Below are 16,404 nucleotides of genomic sequence, written 5' to 3'. Positions count from 1 at the left end.
TCAAGGCGCAGTCCGCCGGTAATGCAGATGCCTTGCCAAGGACTGCAACGCAGAGCGGGCGCGTTTTGGAGCCGTGCCCTTCGGGTTGCCCCGGCAGCGGCTTCGCTGCCGGGGCAACGTGCCTGATGAAAAGACATTGAACAGGCTCTAAGGCAAGGCGGCACATTCACTACGTTTTAAAACACAACCATATCATTCCGGCTGCGTGCCGGGCGGCAACGCCTCGCCATCGTCGCGTTGCGACAGCCACGCCAGCACGGGCTCGTGATACGCCCTGATGCCTTTGTATTCCAGCAGGTCGGGGTGCAGGTCGCGGATCACGCGATGGAAACGCTTCACCCAGCGCGGGTAGGTCGCCATCTCCTCCAGGCTCATGAGGTAGCAGCGGATGCTGAACAGGATGGCGTTGCTGCGCGGCAAGCGGAACAGGCTTTGCAGCTCCACCCGCAAGTGCGCTTTCTCGCCCGCGTTACCCGCATCCACTTTCAGCCGGTCAGGACCCCACTCCGGGTAATGCTCCGGCGAGGTATCCAGGCGCGGGTTGATGGTCATGGTCCAGTTCAGGCGGCGCACCGGGCTGCCCTGCTGCAGGCTCATGAGGAACTTCAACGCGCGGTCCATGATGCCCATTTTCTCCACCTGCGGCACAGGGCCGTGCCATTCGTGCCACGACATGCCGACGTCGAACGCGAGCGACCAGTCGGCCTGGCTGGTGATGAAGCCCGCGTCGGCGAACAATGTTCCCTCGCGCTGGTCAAGCAGCACGAAATCCCCTTGCACCTGCCGGCCCATGTACTCGAAAGGCTCCATCGGCAACGTGGAAGCATCGCCGAACACGAAGCTATCCTCTATGCCCAGTACCAGGTTGTTCCAGGTCCAGCGCTCGCCATGCTTGCTCAATTTGAATTGCGCCGGGTAATCGCGCGCCAGGCTTTCCATGGTGAGCTCCAGGAAATCCCATTGCGCGTCCATCATGTGCGGCAATGCCGCATAACGCCCACGGTCCTGGTCCAAGGTCGCCCATTTGTCCACGCACTCGTCAGCATAGTGCTCGTCAATGTCGAACGGGTGCTCATAGACGGAGCCTTGCGCGCCGGGCTTGTGCGGCTCGATGTTGACCGAGTACATGTAGTGGTCCACGTCGAACGGGAAAGGAAAGCGCCGGATCGCCGCGGGAGAGTTGTGGAAAGTGTAGGCGCCACGGAAGGTTTCCGCGTCGAGTTTGTAGGCAAGGTTGTTCATGGTGCACCTCAGAGGTTGAGTTCAATAAACGAGCATTTGGCGCGCGAAACGCAAGGCATGATCTTGCCGCCCGAGCGCCTTTCGTCTTCGGACAGGTAATGGTCGTGATGCTCGATCACGCCGTCCGTCGCCAGCACTTCGAGCTCGCAGCGGCCGCATGCGCCGCCGCGGCACAGGTAGGGCACATCGACGCCGGCAGCCTCCATGGCCTCCAGCATGCTTTCCTCGGCACCCACTTCCACCACCCGCGCCGATTGCCTGAGGCGGATGGCGAACGGCTCGCCCACGGGCGGCGCGAGGAACTCCTCATGGTGGACATGCGCCTCGGGCCATCCCAGCCTGCTGGCGGTATTCCGCACGGCCTCGACCATGCCGCCGGGACCGCAGACATACACATGCGTCCCCAGCGGCTGGCGCGAAAGCAATGTGGCGGTATCGAGCATCTGCCCCTGGCTCTGGTCGTAGCAAACCAGCCTGCCGCCCAGCAAGCCTTGCAACTCGCCGACAAACCCGGCGTGGCGCTGGGAGCGGAAGGCGTAATGCAGCTCGAAATCCGCCCCGCTGCGCAGCAAGTCATGCACCTGCGACATGAACGGCGTGATGCCGATGCCGCCCGCCACCAGGATATGCTTGCGGCCAACGCGCGAAATGGCGAACAAGTTGACCGGCCAGGAGATTTCCAGCGCTGTGCCTACCTCGACCTGCTCATGCATGAAGCGCGAACCGCCGCGCGAGTTTTCCTGCAGGCGCACGGCAATCTGGTAATTGCGGCGGTCCGAAGGCGGGCTCAGCAGCGAATAGGCGTTGCGGTAGGTACGCGGCCCTGCCGGCATGGACACCACCACATGGCTGCCGCCGGAAAACCCGGGCAATTCGCCGCCGTCGGCAGCAATCAGGGTGAAGCGGCGTATGCCTTCCGCCGCCTCGTCAATCTCGGAAACGATCACTTTCAAGCTGCTCATGGATAAATCTCCTCGGCCGCTGGTATCTCGCCGGGCGCTTCGGCATCGACCATCAACCCCATATAGGCGCCGAGCCGGCGCGAGAAATGGTCGCGCACGAAAAGATGGCGCCGGCAGCCGCTGCATACCGCGATATTGGTCGTGACATGCTGCGTTATCGTCTTGCAGTGCACGCAGTACACCGGGCGCGCCAGCGACACATGCTGCTCGCGCATGATGTCGGCATTGAGCACGCCATGCTTGGCGGCCAGCGTCGAGACCTGCCAGAGGAAATCCTCATCGCCGGCTGCATACAGCCGCGTACCCATGTACGCGTTGGAAAGCAGGGCGTCGAACGCAGCCCATAACGCCTCCTGGCTGGCGAATACCTGCACGCCGTCGCCTGCCACGGATTTCAGCGCGGCAGTGTAATCCGCCTCTTGGCCGGCCAGGTACAGGATGACGACAGCCTGCTCGGGCAGGCGTTGCTGGTAAAGGCGCAGCACGGCGCGCCCGGCCTCGCCCTGCGCCAGCACCACGTGAGCCTGCGCCTGGTGCTGCCAGGCCAGGCTGGCATATACCGGCTTGCTCCTGATCCAGTATCCGCGTTCCATGGCTCAGCCCTCGCTGCGTGGATGGGTGCGCAAGCGCAGCGGGTCGTAGAACGGGATTGGGGCGATATAAGCCTTGCAATTGGTCGTCTTGCCCTGGATCTCGACCTCGGTGCCGTTGGCGGCAAACTCCGGCGCAATATGCGCCAGCGCGAGCGACTGCATGAGATAGCGGCTATAGGAAGCGCTGGTGACCACGCCCACCTGCTTGCCGCCGATATGAATAGGTGCGCCGGCTTCCACGGCAACCGCCGCCTGGCAGACCAGCCCTATCTGGCGCACGCGCTCCTTGCCCTTGGACGCCAGCACGGCGGCCTTGCCGATATAGTCGCCCGGCTTGTCGAGATCGACGCCCCATGCCATGTTGACCTCCCATGGCGTGGTATCGCCTTCTATCATCTCGAACGGGAAGAACAGCAACGCCGCCTCTATGCGCGTGAGCTCCAGGGAGTTCCATGAGGCGGGAATCACGCCGAACGGCTCACCGGCTGTCAGCAATTCGTCCCACAGCAGCACCGCGTCTTCCGCGCGGCAGTAGATTTCATAGCCGAGCTCGCCGGAGTATCCGCCGCGGGCGATATAGACATCCTTGCCGCACAGCTTGGCCGGCTTGTGCTGGAAATAGGCCAGCTCCTTGAGGTCGAACGCCAGCAAGGGGCTCAGCACCTCCAGCGACTTGGGACCTTGCAGCGAGAGGATATGCGCGCCGAGGTCGGGCTCGACCTGGACGTCGAGGCCTTGCGCGATCTTCGCCAGCTGTTGCTTGGTCGCGCCGCTGCCGTGGGATAAGCGGAATGCGGTGGCGGAATCGCGGATCACCATGATGTCGTCGCAAATCGCCCCCGCTTCGTTCACCTCCGCCGCCAGCAACGAATGGCCGGGCTTGAGCCTGGTAATGTCCCGCGCCACCAGCCGGTCCACCGCCTTTTCGGCATCCGGGCCGGCGACATTGACGATATTCAGCGCCGATACATCATAGAGCCCGGCCCTGGAACGTACCGCGACGACTTCGTCGTGGACATCGGCGTCATAGCTCCAGGGAATGGGCATATCGTTCCAGGTCTCGCCGTCCAGTTTGGAGCCGAGGGCGCGATGGCGTTCGTTGAGAATCGAATTCCTTGACATGCTTTATCCTTAGAAGTGGTCATTTCAAGGTCAACAATAGTCAAAACGCCAGTCGCGGAAAATTCTCTCGAAGATGTACTCCCAAGGTGGTATCTGCGCCCGGCCCAACCTTACCGCTGTCTTAATCCAGCTTCAGATTCTTAGCCCAGCGCGCATATACATGCCCTGCCCATTGGTTGAGCGTGGCGATCCTCGCGTCGAGGTCATGCATTATCTCGGCGGCAGACTGGATCATGGGCTGTGCGGGGTCGGCATCACTCCCTCCCTTGAGCTCTTCCGGCGATATCCCGCACCACTCGCGCACCATCTCCGCCTTCATCTCGATATGGCACTGGAAGCCGATATGCAAGTCATCGAGCACATAGGCCTGGTTGGCGCAGTGCTCGCTGCGCAGGATACGCACCGCGCCCGGCGGGATGGAGAATGTCTGGTAATGCCACTGGAACAAGTCCAGCGCGGCATGGCCGCCCAGCCACTCCACCGCTTGCGGCACAGCCTCGGGCCAGGCACGCACCCAGCCGATCTCGGTAAAACGGCTATCCATCACTTCCCCGCCCATCGCCTTGGCGAGCATCTGGCCTCCCAGGCAATGCCCGATCACAGGGATGCGCTGCACCACAGCCTCCCTGACCAGGGCCAACAAGGGCGGTATCCAGGGCAAATCGTCATTGACGCTCATGGGCCCGCCCATCATGGCAAGGCCGCTATATGCATGGATATCTGCCGGCAATGCCTCGCCCAGGTCCATTCTCAATACCTGGAACGGAATATGCTCGTTTACGAGATAATCCCCAAGGTGCCCCGGCCCTTCGGAAGCGCTAAACTGCACGATCATCACGGGTTTCATGTCATGGTTCCTGTTGTGTTGGGTTGGCCGCCTTGCCGTATGTGGTGCCATGGAATATTATTAATAAACTTTTTTTAATTTCAAGAAACTTTTCCTGCCATACAGTGCCAAGAAAAGCAAGAATCAGACGAGCAGCCATCAAGCTGTTTTCCAGTAATTTAAGAAGTGAGAAAGAAGACGAGAAATGGCGGAACATGTGAAAAAAGCGCTGCCGGCAAATACCGACAATGAAAGCAAACCGCTGGGCAAGCACCTGGGCAATGTCATCAAGGATATCCGCCAGCAACATGGGCTCACCATTGCTGAAGTGGCCGAACGCGCCAACATCAGCCGCGGCATGCTCAGCAAGATCGAGAACGGCCTGGTTTCCACCAGCCTGGACACGCTGGAGCAGCTTGCCAACAGCCTGGGCGTGACGATTTCGAGACTGTTCCAGGGCTATAACCAGCCAACGGGAGGCGCCCAGCTCGTAAAAAAAGGCCAGGGCATGGAAGTGGTGCGCCGGGGCACCCGCAACGGGCATACCTACCACCTGCTGGCCTACGACCAGGGCCCGAAGAAACTGTTCGAGCCGTTCCTCATCACCCTGGAAGACCCGGGCGAGGAATTCCCCTCCTTCGAGCACAGCGGCACCGAGTTCCTCTATATGCTGGAAGGCGAGCTGGGATATCGCGTGGGCGAAGAAGTCTACATGCTGGAGCCGGGCGACGCCCTCACCTTCCGCGGCGAGATTCCCCACCGCCCGGAATACCATGCCAAGCTGCCGATCCGCTTTCTCGCCATCATCCATTACGACACGGAAGAACCGGTCGAACATGAGTGAGCCAACCGCCTTCGTCCGCCCCGCCGAACCTGCAGACATCCCGGCGTTGTGCGGCCTGCTGCAGCAGCTCTTCAGCATAGAGCAGGACTTCACCCCCGACCCGGCGAAGCAAACCGCAGGATTGCGCCTGCTGCTGGAGCGGCCCGACCGGGGCACCATCCTGGTGGCGCAACTGGCCGGCGGCCAGGTGGTCGGCATGGTCAGCGCGCAACTGGTCATCTCCACAGCACAGGGCAGCCCTGCCGCCTGGATCGAGGACATGGTCATCGATGCGCAATGGCGGGGAACCGGCCTGGGCAAGCAGCTGCTGAATCAGGCCCTCGCCTGGGCCAAGACGCAGGGTGCCACCCGCGCCCAGCTATTGGTGGACATGGACAACCAGCCCGCCATCGCCTATTACGACCACCTGGGCTGGAACGCCACGCGCTTGCAGGCACGCAATATCTTCATATAGAAGTTGGATCAGGCAAGCGCCGCCCCGAGCTGAATTTCATGCTGCGCTCATTGTCACACCTTGCAACAAGAGCAAGAGCGGATCGAAAGGAGCGGTTTGAAATACAGGCGGGAGATAGACGGTTTACGTGCAGTTGCAGTGCTGGCAGTGGTGTTCTTCCATGCCGGTTTTTCTGGTTTCAGCGGTGGTTATGTCGGCGTTGACGTCTTCTTCGTCATCAGCGGATACCTCATCACCTCCATTCTGCTCGGCGAGCTCGAGCAGCAACGCTTTTCCATCATCAACTTCTACGAACGCCGCGCGCGCCGCATCTTGCCCACCCTGGCAGTCGTATTGCTCGCCACCAGCGTAGCGGCATTTTTCCTCATGCCGCCCTCGCTGCTGCACGACTATGCGCGCAGCCTGGTATCGGTAGCCGCATTCGGCTCCAATGTGTTTTTCTACCTCAGCAGCGGCTACTTCTCCACGGCCTCGGAAGAAAAGCCCCTGCTCCACACCTGGAGCCTGGCGGTGGAAGAGCAGTATTACCTGCTATTCCCGCTACTGCTTGCCGGGCTCTGGCTCGTGCGCCGCATCAGTATCACTTGGGTAATGCTGATCCTGGCCATGGCCTCCTTGGCCTTGTCGGAATACCTGCTGCGGCAGAACGCGGTCGATGCCAACTTCTACCTCATTTTCAGCCGCGCCTGGGAGTTGCTCGCAGGCTCACTGCTCGCGCTGCTGGGGCCGGAGAGATGGAGCGGCCTCAACCAAGGCGTACGCAACGGCCTGGCCTGGACCGGGCTCGCCCTGATTATCGGCGCGGTCTTTCTGCTGGACCAGCAAACGCCGTTCCCCGGCCTCTATGCCCTTTTCCCCGTGCTGGGCGCCTGCCTCATCATCGCGTTTTGCGACCCCGCCGGCGCGGTGGGAAAACTACTTTGCAGCCGGGCCATGGTCGGCATCGGCCTGATTTCCTATTCGCTCTACCTCTGGCACCAGCCGCTGTTTGCCTTCATGCGCATGAAAAGTACGTCCCATCCGAGCGCGCTGATGTTTTCCATTGCGATTGCGCTCGCCTTCTTGCTCGCCATCCTCAGCTATTTCTATGTGGAGCAGCCCTTCCGTAACAAGAAGCGCTATTCCCGCGCTCGCATCTTCCAGCTGTCCGGCGTGGCGCTAGGCGTGATGCTGGCCGCGGGACTGGCAGGGATGCAGGGCAAGGGCTTTCCCGATCGCTTCCCGCAGCCGGAACTCATGACCAGCGCCGTCGGTAGCCCACTGAGAGAGAAATGCCACACCAGCGGCACCGATTACTTGAAACCGGCGCAATCGTGCGAATACTTCGGCAAGCGCATTACCTGGGCTACATTGGGCGACAGCCACACCGTGGAATTGGCCTATGCCTTGGGAGAAAAGCTCAAGCAACGGGACGAAGGCCTGCTGCACCTGAGCTTCAGCGGCTGCCCGCCCGCCTTGCTATTCGAAGCTAAGGAGCCTGGGTGCAGCGCCTGGATGCGCGAAGCCGTTGCCCACCTGGAACAACGGCAGGACATCAAGCACGTATTGATCGGCTTCAGCTATACCCGCGCTCTGTTCGGCAATCTGGAGCACTATCCGTCATTGCCGGATAAAAGCCCGGTCAATAAGTTCACGGCTGAATATGCGGGCATGAGCCGCGAGGAACTCCGGGAGGAATACTGGCAAAGTCTGAAAGCCACCATAGACCGCCTGCTCGCCGCTGGCAAGGACGTATATATCGTGTACCCCATCCCGGAACTGCCCATGGATATCACCAAGGCAGTCACACCAATGTCCATTCTGCACAAGGCACCGCCGCAAGACCTTGGGCACATGACCAGCCGCGATTTCTATTTTGCCCGCCATGCCTTCATCCTGGAAAAGCTGGATAGCCTGCCCTATGGCGAGCGCCTTCATGCCATCAAGCCGGTGGAACAACTTTGTAAGAATGGAAGCTGCCCGGCAGTAGCCGATGGCCAGGCGCTCTACTATGACGACAATCACCTGAGTATCGCTGGTGCCAGGCAAATCCTCACAATCCTGCATAAAGATTCCAGATAAACCCAGCGCCAAGGACGAATAAAAAGCCCGGCATTCGCCGGGCTTTTTCTCTAGGCCTGAAACTGCCAGGCTATTTAGGAGTGGTAAGCACGCTCGCCGTGGGACGCTGTATCCAGGCCTTCGCGCTCGTCCTCTTCGGAGACACGCAGGCCGACCACCAGGTCCACGATCTTAAACAGGATGTAGCTGACGATGCCAACGTAGACCACGGTGAAGCCAACCGACACGGCTTGTACGTAGAACTGGTGGCCCATGGTCACGCCTTCGTCGTAACCGACGCCGCCCAGGGATGGCGCCATGAAGATGCCAGTGCCCAGCGCGCCGACGATACCGGCGATACCGTGGACGCCGAACACGTCCATGGTGTCGTCGTAGCCGAGTGCGTTCTTGAGCTTGGTGACGGACCAGAAGCTGATGAGGCTGGCGATGAAGCCGAGTACGATCGCACCCATCGGGCCTACGAAGCCGCAAGCAGGGGTGATCGCAACCAGGCCGGCAATCGCGCCGGAAATCGCGCCCAACATGGAAGGCTTGCCTTTGCTCAGCCATTCGGCAATCACCCAGCCGACGACAGCGGCAGCGGTTGCCAGTTGGGTATTGACTACCGCCAGGCCAGCCATGCCGTCAGCAGCCAGTTCGCTGCCGACATTGAAGCCGAACCAGCCAGCCCACAGCAGGGAACCGCCGACCATGGTCAGGACCATGTTGTGCGGAGGCATGGCTTCCTTGCCGTAACCGATGCGCTTGCCCAGTACCAAGGCACCCACCAGGGCTGCGATACCCGCGTTCATGTGCACCACGGTGCCGCCAGCGAAGTCGGCTGCGCCCATTTCGCCGATCCAGCCGCCGCCCCAGACCATATGAGCCATGGGCAGGTAGGAGAACGTCATCCACAGCACCATGAACAACAGGACCGCGGAGAACTTGATGCGCTCGGCAAAGCCGCCGACGATCAGGGCCGGGGTAATGGCCGCGAACGTCATCTGGAAGGTGACGAACAGCAGTTCAGGAATGGTGCCTTCCAGGCTGTCCGGCGTAATGCCCGCCAGGAACGCCTTGCTCAGGCCGCCGATGAAGGCGTTGCCTTCGGTGAAGACCAGGCTGTAGCCATACACCGCCCACAATACGGACAGCAGGGAGAATGTCACCAGCACTTGCATCAATACCGACAACATATTTTTGGAACGTGCCATGCCGCCGTAGAAGATCGCGAGGCCGGGCACGGCCATGATGATGACGAGCACGGTGGCCACGATCATCCAGGCGGTATCGCCGCTGTTCAAGACTGCTGGTGCTTCCGCGGCTACTTCTTCTGCCATACAGGAACCTGCCGCCAGCATGCCGCCCAGCAAGGTGGAAATGGATAAGAATCGCTTCATGACGCCCTCCCTCAAAGCGCATCGCCGCCGGTTTCACCGGTGCGGATGCGATAAGCCTGTTCAAGATCAAAGACAAAAATCTTGCCATCCCCGATCTTCCCGGTGCTGGCAGATTGCTCGATTGCGTCAATCACCTGATCCAGCAAGCTGTCTTCAATGGCGACCTCCAGTTTCACTTTAGGAAGAAAATCCACCACATATTCAGCGCCGCGGTAAAGCTCGGTATGCCCCTTTTGGCGTCCGAATCCCTTCACCTCGGTGACGGTAATCCCTTGTACGCCAATAGCGGAAAGAGCTTCCCGCACTTCGTCAAGCTTGAAAGGCTTGATGATAGCGGATATGAATTTCATACATGCTCCTTGCATCAAAGATTGTTGATAATCACCAGAGTCCTGGCATATTCATTTGTTTCGTTAGAACAGCCGATGTTCAGCAACTCTTGTGCCAGCATTAATTTCTTTTTATTTTCAAAAGCATACAAAAAGATGATACGCACATGCCATTCCACAGCCGGTTTTCGATGCACAACAATTGCGCAATGCACCAATAATGTGCGCCCCATGCAAGCCGAGCGGTTGACATTTGTTGACAATCTCCCTGAAGGGCGGCGGTATAAGATTGGCTATGGTGGTGCGTGATATTGCCGCAATGGCTTGGCATGTTTCCGTCATGCGCGCCTATAATGCAAAAAAAGGAAAGAAAAGAAATGCGTTTTGCTGCCTTGGATGACAACAACTCGGAACTGGAGCTCATAGAGAAAACGGTAGTGTCGCTGGGACATGACTGTCACACCTTCAATGATGGCAAATCCTTGCTACGCACACTGCAGCACGAAACCTTCGACTTCCTCATCCTCGACTGGGAGCTGCCCGACACTTCCGGCCCGGAAATTGTGCAATGGGTACGCGCCAATCTCAAGGAAGCCATTCCCATCCTCATGATCACCAACCGCAGCGACGAGCGCGACGTAGTGCATGGCCTCACCTCCGGCGCCGACGACTTCATGAGCAAACCGGTCCGCGTGCGCGAACTGCACGCCCGCATCAACGCGCTCCTGCGCCGGCTCTACCCGCAGCAAACGCAGCAGGAATTCGTCTGGGGCAACTATAAATGCAATGTCGCGCAGCAACGCTTCGAGCATAACGGCATACCGGTCACCCTCAAGAACAAGGAGTTCGAACTGGCGTTGTTCCTGTTCCAGAACCAGGGGCGTCTGCTGTCGCGCCAGCATATCCAGGAACAGATCTGGGGCATGCAATCGGTGGACCTGCAAACCCGCACATTGGACACGCATATTTCAGCAATACGCTCCAAGCTGAAACTGCACCCCAACAACGGCTACAAGCTGGCCGCGGTCTACGGCATGGGCTACCGGCTCGAGAGCGATACGCTGGTACCGTTACTGGAAGAGAATTCTTAATATTATTACCGGGGATCACATGAACGCAGTGCGCAATCACGAACATTCGCCATGGCGGCCTAACTGGCGGCCGGTCTTCCTGGCCGGGCTCGTATTGGCGGCCCACGCGTCGGCTCAGGCCGATACGGTCAGCCACACCGTAGAGCCCGGGGACAACCTTTACAACCTTGCCACCCGCTATATGGGCGACCCGCTTGCCTGGCCGGACATCCAAAAGCTCAACCGCCTGCCCAACCCGCACCGCCTGCAGCCAGGCACCAGCCTGCTCATTCCCCAAGTCAGCAGCACCGTCACTGCCAGCTTTGTCCATGGCGAAGTATTGCTGGTCGACGATGCAGGCAACACGATCAAAAGCATCTCGCATGGCGATCAATTGACCGAAGGCAACATCGTGCGCACCGGCCAGAATAGCTACCTGTCGCTGGAATTTGCCGACCACAGCGTTGCCCGCATCCTGTCCAATACCCGGGTGCGCCTGGACCGCATCAAGGAAGGCGGCCTGGTGCCGCAAGGTCAGAGGATCATCTACCTGGAACAGGGCGACGTGGACGTCTCGGTGACGCCTGCACCCAAGCGCAATCCGCAGCATTTCAAGGTCATCACGCCGCAGGCAGTGGCCGCAGTACGCGGCACGCGCTTTACCGTGGGAGCGGGCGACACTTCCACCACCAGCGTGACCCAGGGCCAGGTGGAAATGCAGCCGGCGAAGCCAGGCAAGCCCAAGTCCGGAAAAATGCTGCAAGCCGGGCAAGGCATCGCGGCCACCGACAACAGTCTCGGAGAGGTGCAAACATTGCTGGCAGCGCCGGACTTGAGCCAGTTGCCGTCTACGCTCAACGAACCAGAACTACTGCAGTTCAATTGGCCAGCCCTGGATGGCAGCAGCGAATACCAGTACCGGATCGCCCAGGACGAAGCCATGGAGCAAGTGCTGTGGAACGCGGCATCGGACTCGGCCAGTGCGGAGCTTCCCAGCCTGCAGGATGGAGAATACCTGCTAGCAGTCCGCGCGCTGGATATCCATGGCATTGCAGGCTATGAAGCCCAGCACCGTTTCACCATCCACAGCCATCCTTCCAGCCCCTGGCTGTTGGCGCCGCAGCAGGGACAAATCGTTGCCGGCAACAGCATCCTGCGTTGCTCGCCAGTGGAAGGCGCACAAGGCTACCGCCTGCAAATTGCCAGCGACCGCGAGTTCCAGCAGCTTGTCGTGGACGCCGACAACCTCGACCATTGCCAATACCAGCTCGAATCTCTCGCGGAAGGCCGGTACTACTGGCGCGTCGCCGCCCTAGCCTCTCGGGATGGAGGTCCCCTGGGACCATACAGTTTGCCAATCGACATCATCATCAGCGAGGATGCCGGCACCCCGGCCGCCATACCGGGGCAAGCCTATTGGATTAGTAAGCTGGAGGATGTTCGCTATATCGCCCAGGTCAGCCGCACGCCCCAGTTTGAATCCCTGGTGGCCGAACAGGTACTCGATAGCCCAAGCATCAATCTCCAGTCACTGCCGACTGGGCGCTATTACGTCAGGCTCGCCACCAAGCTGGAGAACCATACCGGACCGTTCTCCGATGCGCGCATCATCGAGGTGAAGCACGAAGAAGATGGCGTCGACCGCACCTGGTTTGACAAACCCAAGTCCTGAGCGCCGTTACGCACTGCATGCCCTCGACGACGCTATCTTCGGCTCCCTCATACAGTAAACGGCTCTGGCTGCTGATCTCGGGGATCATCCTGGTCCTGATAGCGGTATTGTCCCACCAGCGCACACTCATCATTGCCGATGACCTGATCCAGGACGCCATCATTGCCAGCCAGCAGCATCCGCTGACTGGCAAGGTAGTGATCGTGGCAATTGACGACGACAGCGTCGCCACATTCGGCCGCTGGCCCTGGCGCCGCAGCCTGCATGCAGAACTGGTCAACCGCATCAGCGAACAACGGCCGGCCGCCATCGGCCTCGACATCCTGTTCAGCGAAGCCGACCTGCAGCATCCTGAGGACGACCAGCTGTTAGCCCGGGCCATCAGGCAAAGCGGCGTGGTTACGCTGCCTGTAGTCTTCAGGGAGGTAGGGCAAACCCGTCATGTGCAAACCCCTGCCCCCATATTCTCGCAAGCAGCAGCCGGTCTCGGGCATGTCCACATCAAGGTGGATTACGACGGAGTGGTACGCTCGGCGCTCATGCAACAATCGGCAGGCCAAGTACGATACCCCCACTTCAGCAAGGCCATACTGGGAGGCGCAGAACGCCCACACCAGCATAGCGGCGCGAAGCAATCCATTGCCCAGCTGATCCCTTATGCAGGGAAGGAGGGATATTTTCCCCGCATCTCCTATCGCGATGTAATCGAAGGGAAAATTCCTGGCGATATATTCAAAGACAAGCTGGTGCTGGTGGGCGCCACCGCCACCGGCATCGGCGACCAATACGCCACCCCGGTTTCAAGCGATGGCCTATTGATGCCTGGCGTTGAAATCCTCGCCAACATCCTCGAGAGCCAGTTGAGCGGCCGCATGCTCGCGCCCGCCACTGCCTGGCAGAACATCGCGCTCAACCTTGCTTTCGTCAGCCTGGCCCTACTCGGCTTCATGCTGCTGAGCCCGCTGTCTGCCTTGCTGCTCAGCTTTTCGCTGCTCCTCCTGTTGCTCTTGGTCACCTATGGGGTAGCCATCGTATTCGGCACCTTGCTGGCACCATCGGCAGGAGCGCTCGGCCTGATCCTGATCTATCCGCTCTGGAGCTGGCACCGCCTGGACACCGCTGCCCGCTTCCTGGCTGCGGAATTCGAATCCTTCAAGCGCGACTTCCCGATGCTGTCGATACCGCAGGCTCCCGCTGCGTTCCATGATTTCCTCGACAAGCGCATCAACGCCCTGCATGAAGCCACCCATCAATTGCAAGGCATGCACCGCTTCATCAGCGATAGCGTCAACGGGCTGCCGGACCCCACCTTGATCTGCGATCCCGACGGCATCATCCGTATTGCCAACCAGGCGGCGGCCGGATATTTCGGGGTCGATACCTCCGCCATGCTGCAGCAGCAACCATTGCTGCCATTGTTGCAGCATATCCAGGACAAGCAGAGCAATCAGCCCGTCATCAACACGGATATCCTGCAAGCCCAGCTCGAAATCGAGGTGGAGGCGCAGGATGACAAACAGCGCGAATTGCTCGTCAAGCTCGCGCCATGCAAGGATGCCGCTGAACAGCATATCGGCTGGATATTCAGCATCATCGACGTTTCCAAGCTCTGGCAGGCGGAAAAGGACCGTGACGAGGCCTTCCGCTTCATCACGCACGACATACGCGCGCCCCTGTCCTCCATCATCTCCCTGGTTGAACTGCAGAAACTGAGCCCGGAAAAGATCGAGGAGCGCTGGCTGAGCATGATAGAAAAACATGCCGACAACGCCCTGACGCTGGCAGACGACTTTGTGCAGCTGACGCGGGCCAAATCCGGCCATTACCAGCTAAACGATATCAACCTGGCTGACCTGCTGCATGAGGCGATCGACGATGCCTGGATCCTCGCCTATGCGCGCGACATCACCATCACACTGAGCGACACTCCATCCGAAGCGCATGCCTGCGTCGACGGCACCCTGTTCAAACGCGCCATCGCCAATCTGCTGAGCAATGCCATCAAGTTCAGCCCGGACCACTCCACCATCTCGTGCAGCATCCGCACGGCAGGCAGGTATTGGAGCATCGCGGTGCAGGATGCCGGCATCGGCATCAGCCCGGAAGCGCAGTCGCAACTATTCCAGTCATTCAGCCGCGTGCACCAGCAAAGCCATCCTCATATCGAGGGCACCGGCCTGGGCCTGGCCTTTGTCCAGGCCGTCGCCACCCGCCACCAGGGCGAGGTGCGGCTGACTAGCGTGCCTGGCGCAGGCAGCACCTTCCACATCCTCGTCCCCAAGCACCCCTAGCATCTTTTCCCAAGCGTTTCCCCGGCCCGCGCGCCAGCAAATGTCAACAATTGTCAGATCCCTATGACAAGGCATTTGGCTACTGCAAGATAGCGTCAAACCAAAAGTAAATTAAGCAGAAGGGGAGGCGATGGACGCCATCCTGCACCAAACCGTTTCATCCCGTTTACGCTGGACAACACGCTTTCTCATGTTGTTGCTGATCACGGCCAGCCTGCTCGCCATGCTGCACGCCACGCATCCATGGCCGCAACTGGCGGCATTCGCCCCTGTCGTCGCCACCCTGGTCGTGCTCAGCACCACGACCACTGCCCTGCTCCTGCTGTTGCAGTTCAAAATCCAGAAACAATTCTTCCTGGTACCGCTGGCCGGCGCCTACGCCATCTATGCCCTGGCTGCCATCACCAGCCTGATCTCGATGCATGGATCACCTGTCACGCCTGTCAACACCGCTGCCATCTCATCCAGTACCATGTCCAACTGGGGCGCGTACTGGCAGTTCGGCTTCTGCGGCTTCATCATCATTGCCATGATATTCCGCAAGGCGGCCGACTCCTTTCCGCAACTGAACCGCATCAGCCTTGGCAAGAATACGGTGCCGTTCATGCTCACCCCGCTGCTCGGCATCATCCTCTACATGCTGGCGCTCAATTCCGGCAACCTGTTTTCCGCCATCATGAGCAGCGCGCCTATCGTCACCGCGCCGCTGGGCTGGGGCAGCTGGATCATGGCGGCCGCCACCTTCGCCTTGGTGCGCACCTTTTGCAGCGACAACAAGCTGGTCACGATTTTCCTGTCCGTCGCGGCGCTTTCCCATCTGTGCCATGTCTCGCACCTGCTGATAGACAGCACCCCGTTCAGCGCCAACTGGTACATGGCGCAGCTGCTCAGCCTGTTTTCCTCCACCACTTTGCTCGCCGTATTGATCCTGCAGCTCAGCCAGTTCTCCCGCGACCTGGCGGACTCGCATTCCGCGCTCCTGGAAAAAGCCCACAAGGACAGCCTCACCGGCATCTACAACCGCGGCTATTTCGACGACACCGCTGCGCTCGAATGGCGCCGTGCGCAGCGCAATAACAGCTCGCTATCCATCCTCATGGTGGATATCGACCACTTCAAGGAATACAACGATCAGTTCGGACATATCAAGGGCGACAAATGCCTGAAGAAGATTGCCCAGACCCTGCACGCCAACATGCAGCGCCCTGGGGATTTTGTCGCCCGGTTCGGCGGCGAGGAATTCGTGGTGTTGCTACCGAACAGTACGGCAGAAGGCTGCCACGCGATCGCGCGGAAACTGCATATGGCGGTCCAGAAACTCAAGATATCGGCAGGTAACCACCGCAAAGTATGCGTGAGCATCGGCCATGCCACATGGGAAGGCCCTTACGAAAACCGCTCCATCAACGAGCTGCTGTCCCAGGCCGATCTCGCGCTATATACCGCCAAGCGCCTGGGCAGGAACCGCATCGTACGCTACGAGGACCTCGCGCACAGCCTGGCCTGGAGCAAATCCCTGTTTCCGCCGGGCGTCATGTCGCCGCATTAGGGATTATCGA

General features: G+C 59.9%; 16 protein-coding genes. 7 read left to right on the top strand and 9 right to left on the bottom strand.

The genetic code is table 11. From position 1 onward, the window contains the following. Window positions 1-192: 192 nt before the first annotated feature. The 6 genes from ACKF11_RS00905 to ACKF11_RS00880 form a co-directional block, all read right to left on the bottom strand. Complete coding sequence (locus tag ACKF11_RS00905) at window positions 193-1,242, bottom strand: heme-dependent oxidative N-demethylase family protein (RefSeq protein ID WP_407995631.1); 1,050 nt, start codon at window positions 1,240-1,242, stop codon at window positions 193-195. An 8-nt stretch (window positions 1,243-1,250) separates the two neighbouring features. Further along, window positions 1,251-2,204, bottom strand: coding sequence for a PDR/VanB family oxidoreductase (locus ACKF11_RS00900; protein WP_407995630.1), 954 nt, complete (start codon window positions 2,202-2,204; stop codon window positions 1,251-1,253). Further along, on the bottom strand, window positions 2,201-2,797 hold the full coding sequence (locus ACKF11_RS00895) for a dimethylamine monooxygenase subunit DmmA family protein (RefSeq protein ID WP_407995629.1): 597 nt from the start codon (window positions 2,795-2,797) through the stop codon (window positions 2,201-2,203). The genes ACKF11_RS00900 and ACKF11_RS00895 overlap by 4 nt, the downstream gene beginning before the upstream one ends. A gap of 3 nt (window positions 2,798-2,800) precedes the next feature. Next, a complete protein-coding gene (locus ACKF11_RS00890; protein ID WP_407995628.1) occupies window positions 2,801-3,919 on the bottom strand; it encodes an aminomethyl transferase family protein in 1,119 nt (372 codons plus the stop codon). Window positions 3,920-4,040: 121 nt separating this feature from the next. Further along, the gene (locus tag ACKF11_RS00885; RefSeq protein WP_407995627.1) at window positions 4,041-4,766 is read right to left on the bottom strand and encodes a type 1 glutamine amidotransferase; all 726 of its coding nucleotides are present in this window, start codon (window positions 4,764-4,766) and stop codon (window positions 4,041-4,043) included. A gap of 1 nt (window position 4,767) precedes the next feature. Then, window positions 4,768-4,905: a hypothetical protein gene (locus ACKF11_RS00880; RefSeq protein WP_309564355.1), complete on the bottom strand. Its 138-nt coding sequence runs from the start codon at window positions 4,903-4,905 to the stop codon at window positions 4,768-4,770. Window positions 4,906-4,950: 45 nt separating this feature from the next. On the opposite strand from ACKF11_RS00880, the gene ACKF11_RS00875 reads away from it, so the two are divergent. From ACKF11_RS00875 to ACKF11_RS00865, 3 genes are all read left to right on the top strand, one after another. Then, window positions 4,951-5,589 (top strand): helix-turn-helix domain-containing protein, encoded by a 639-nt coding sequence (locus tag ACKF11_RS00875; protein WP_309564354.1) that lies wholly within the window; start codon window positions 4,951-4,953, stop codon window positions 5,587-5,589. Then, the gene (locus ACKF11_RS00870; RefSeq protein WP_407995626.1) at window positions 5,582-6,043 is read left to right on the top strand and encodes a GNAT family N-acetyltransferase; all 462 of its coding nucleotides are present in this window, start codon (window positions 5,582-5,584) and stop codon (window positions 6,041-6,043) included. Before ACKF11_RS00875 ends, ACKF11_RS00870 begins: the two co-directional genes overlap by 8 nt. Before the next feature lie 96 nt (window positions 6,044-6,139). Next, entirely contained in the window at window positions 6,140-8,104 is a 1,965-nt protein-coding gene (locus ACKF11_RS00865; RefSeq protein WP_407995625.1) for an acyltransferase family protein, read from the top strand. Between the two features lie 74 nt (window positions 8,105-8,178). Here ACKF11_RS00865 and ACKF11_RS00860 read toward each other — a convergent pair whose 3' ends face one another. From ACKF11_RS00860 to ACKF11_RS00850, 3 genes are read right to left on the bottom strand one after another with little or no spacing between them, the layout of a single operon-like run. Beyond that, window positions 8,179-9,483 carry an ammonium transporter gene (locus tag ACKF11_RS00860; protein WP_407995624.1) on the bottom strand — a complete coding sequence of 435 codons (1,305 nt, stop codon included), beginning with the start codon at window positions 9,481-9,483 and terminating at the stop codon, window positions 8,179-8,181. Between the two features lie 11 nt (window positions 9,484-9,494). Beyond that, on the bottom strand, window positions 9,495-9,833 hold the full coding sequence (glnK, locus tag ACKF11_RS00855) for a P-II family nitrogen regulator (protein WP_011478800.1): 339 nt from the start codon (window positions 9,831-9,833) through the stop codon (window positions 9,495-9,497). A gap of 14 nt (window positions 9,834-9,847) precedes the next feature. Further along, a complete protein-coding gene (locus ACKF11_RS00850; RefSeq protein ID WP_407995623.1) occupies window positions 9,848-10,075 on the bottom strand; it encodes a hypothetical protein in 228 nt (75 codons plus the stop codon). Between the two features lie 114 nt (window positions 10,076-10,189). Here ACKF11_RS00850 and ACKF11_RS00845 point away from each other — a divergent pair, with 114 nt between their 5' ends. The 4 genes from ACKF11_RS00845 (at window position 10,190) to ACKF11_RS00830 (ending at window position 16,394) form a co-directional block, all read left to right on the top strand. After that, window positions 10,190-10,903 (top strand): response regulator transcription factor, encoded by a 714-nt coding sequence (locus ACKF11_RS00845; protein WP_407995622.1) that lies wholly within the window; start codon window positions 10,190-10,192, stop codon window positions 10,901-10,903. A 19-nt stretch (window positions 10,904-10,922) separates the two neighbouring features. After that, window positions 10,923-12,554: a FecR family protein gene (locus ACKF11_RS00840; protein WP_407995621.1), complete on the top strand. Its 1,632-nt coding sequence runs from the start codon at window positions 10,923-10,925 to the stop codon at window positions 12,552-12,554. Between the two features lie 17 nt (window positions 12,555-12,571). Beyond that, entirely contained in the window at window positions 12,572-14,845 is a 2,274-nt protein-coding gene (locus tag ACKF11_RS00835) for a CHASE2 domain-containing protein (protein ID WP_407995620.1), read from the top strand. A 130-nt stretch (window positions 14,846-14,975) separates the two neighbouring features. Next, a complete protein-coding gene (locus ACKF11_RS00830; RefSeq protein ID WP_407995619.1) occupies window positions 14,976-16,394 on the top strand; it encodes a GGDEF domain-containing protein in 1,419 nt (472 codons plus the stop codon). Window positions 16,395-16,404 lie beyond the last annotated feature (10 nt).

Origin of the sequence: Methylobacillus draconifructus (assembly GCF_045984385.1) — a bacterium.
GTDB lineage: Bacteria > Pseudomonadota > Gammaproteobacteria > Burkholderiales > Methylophilaceae > Methylobacillus > Methylobacillus flagellatus_A.
This window is presented reverse-complemented; position numbering and strand designations above follow the sequence as displayed.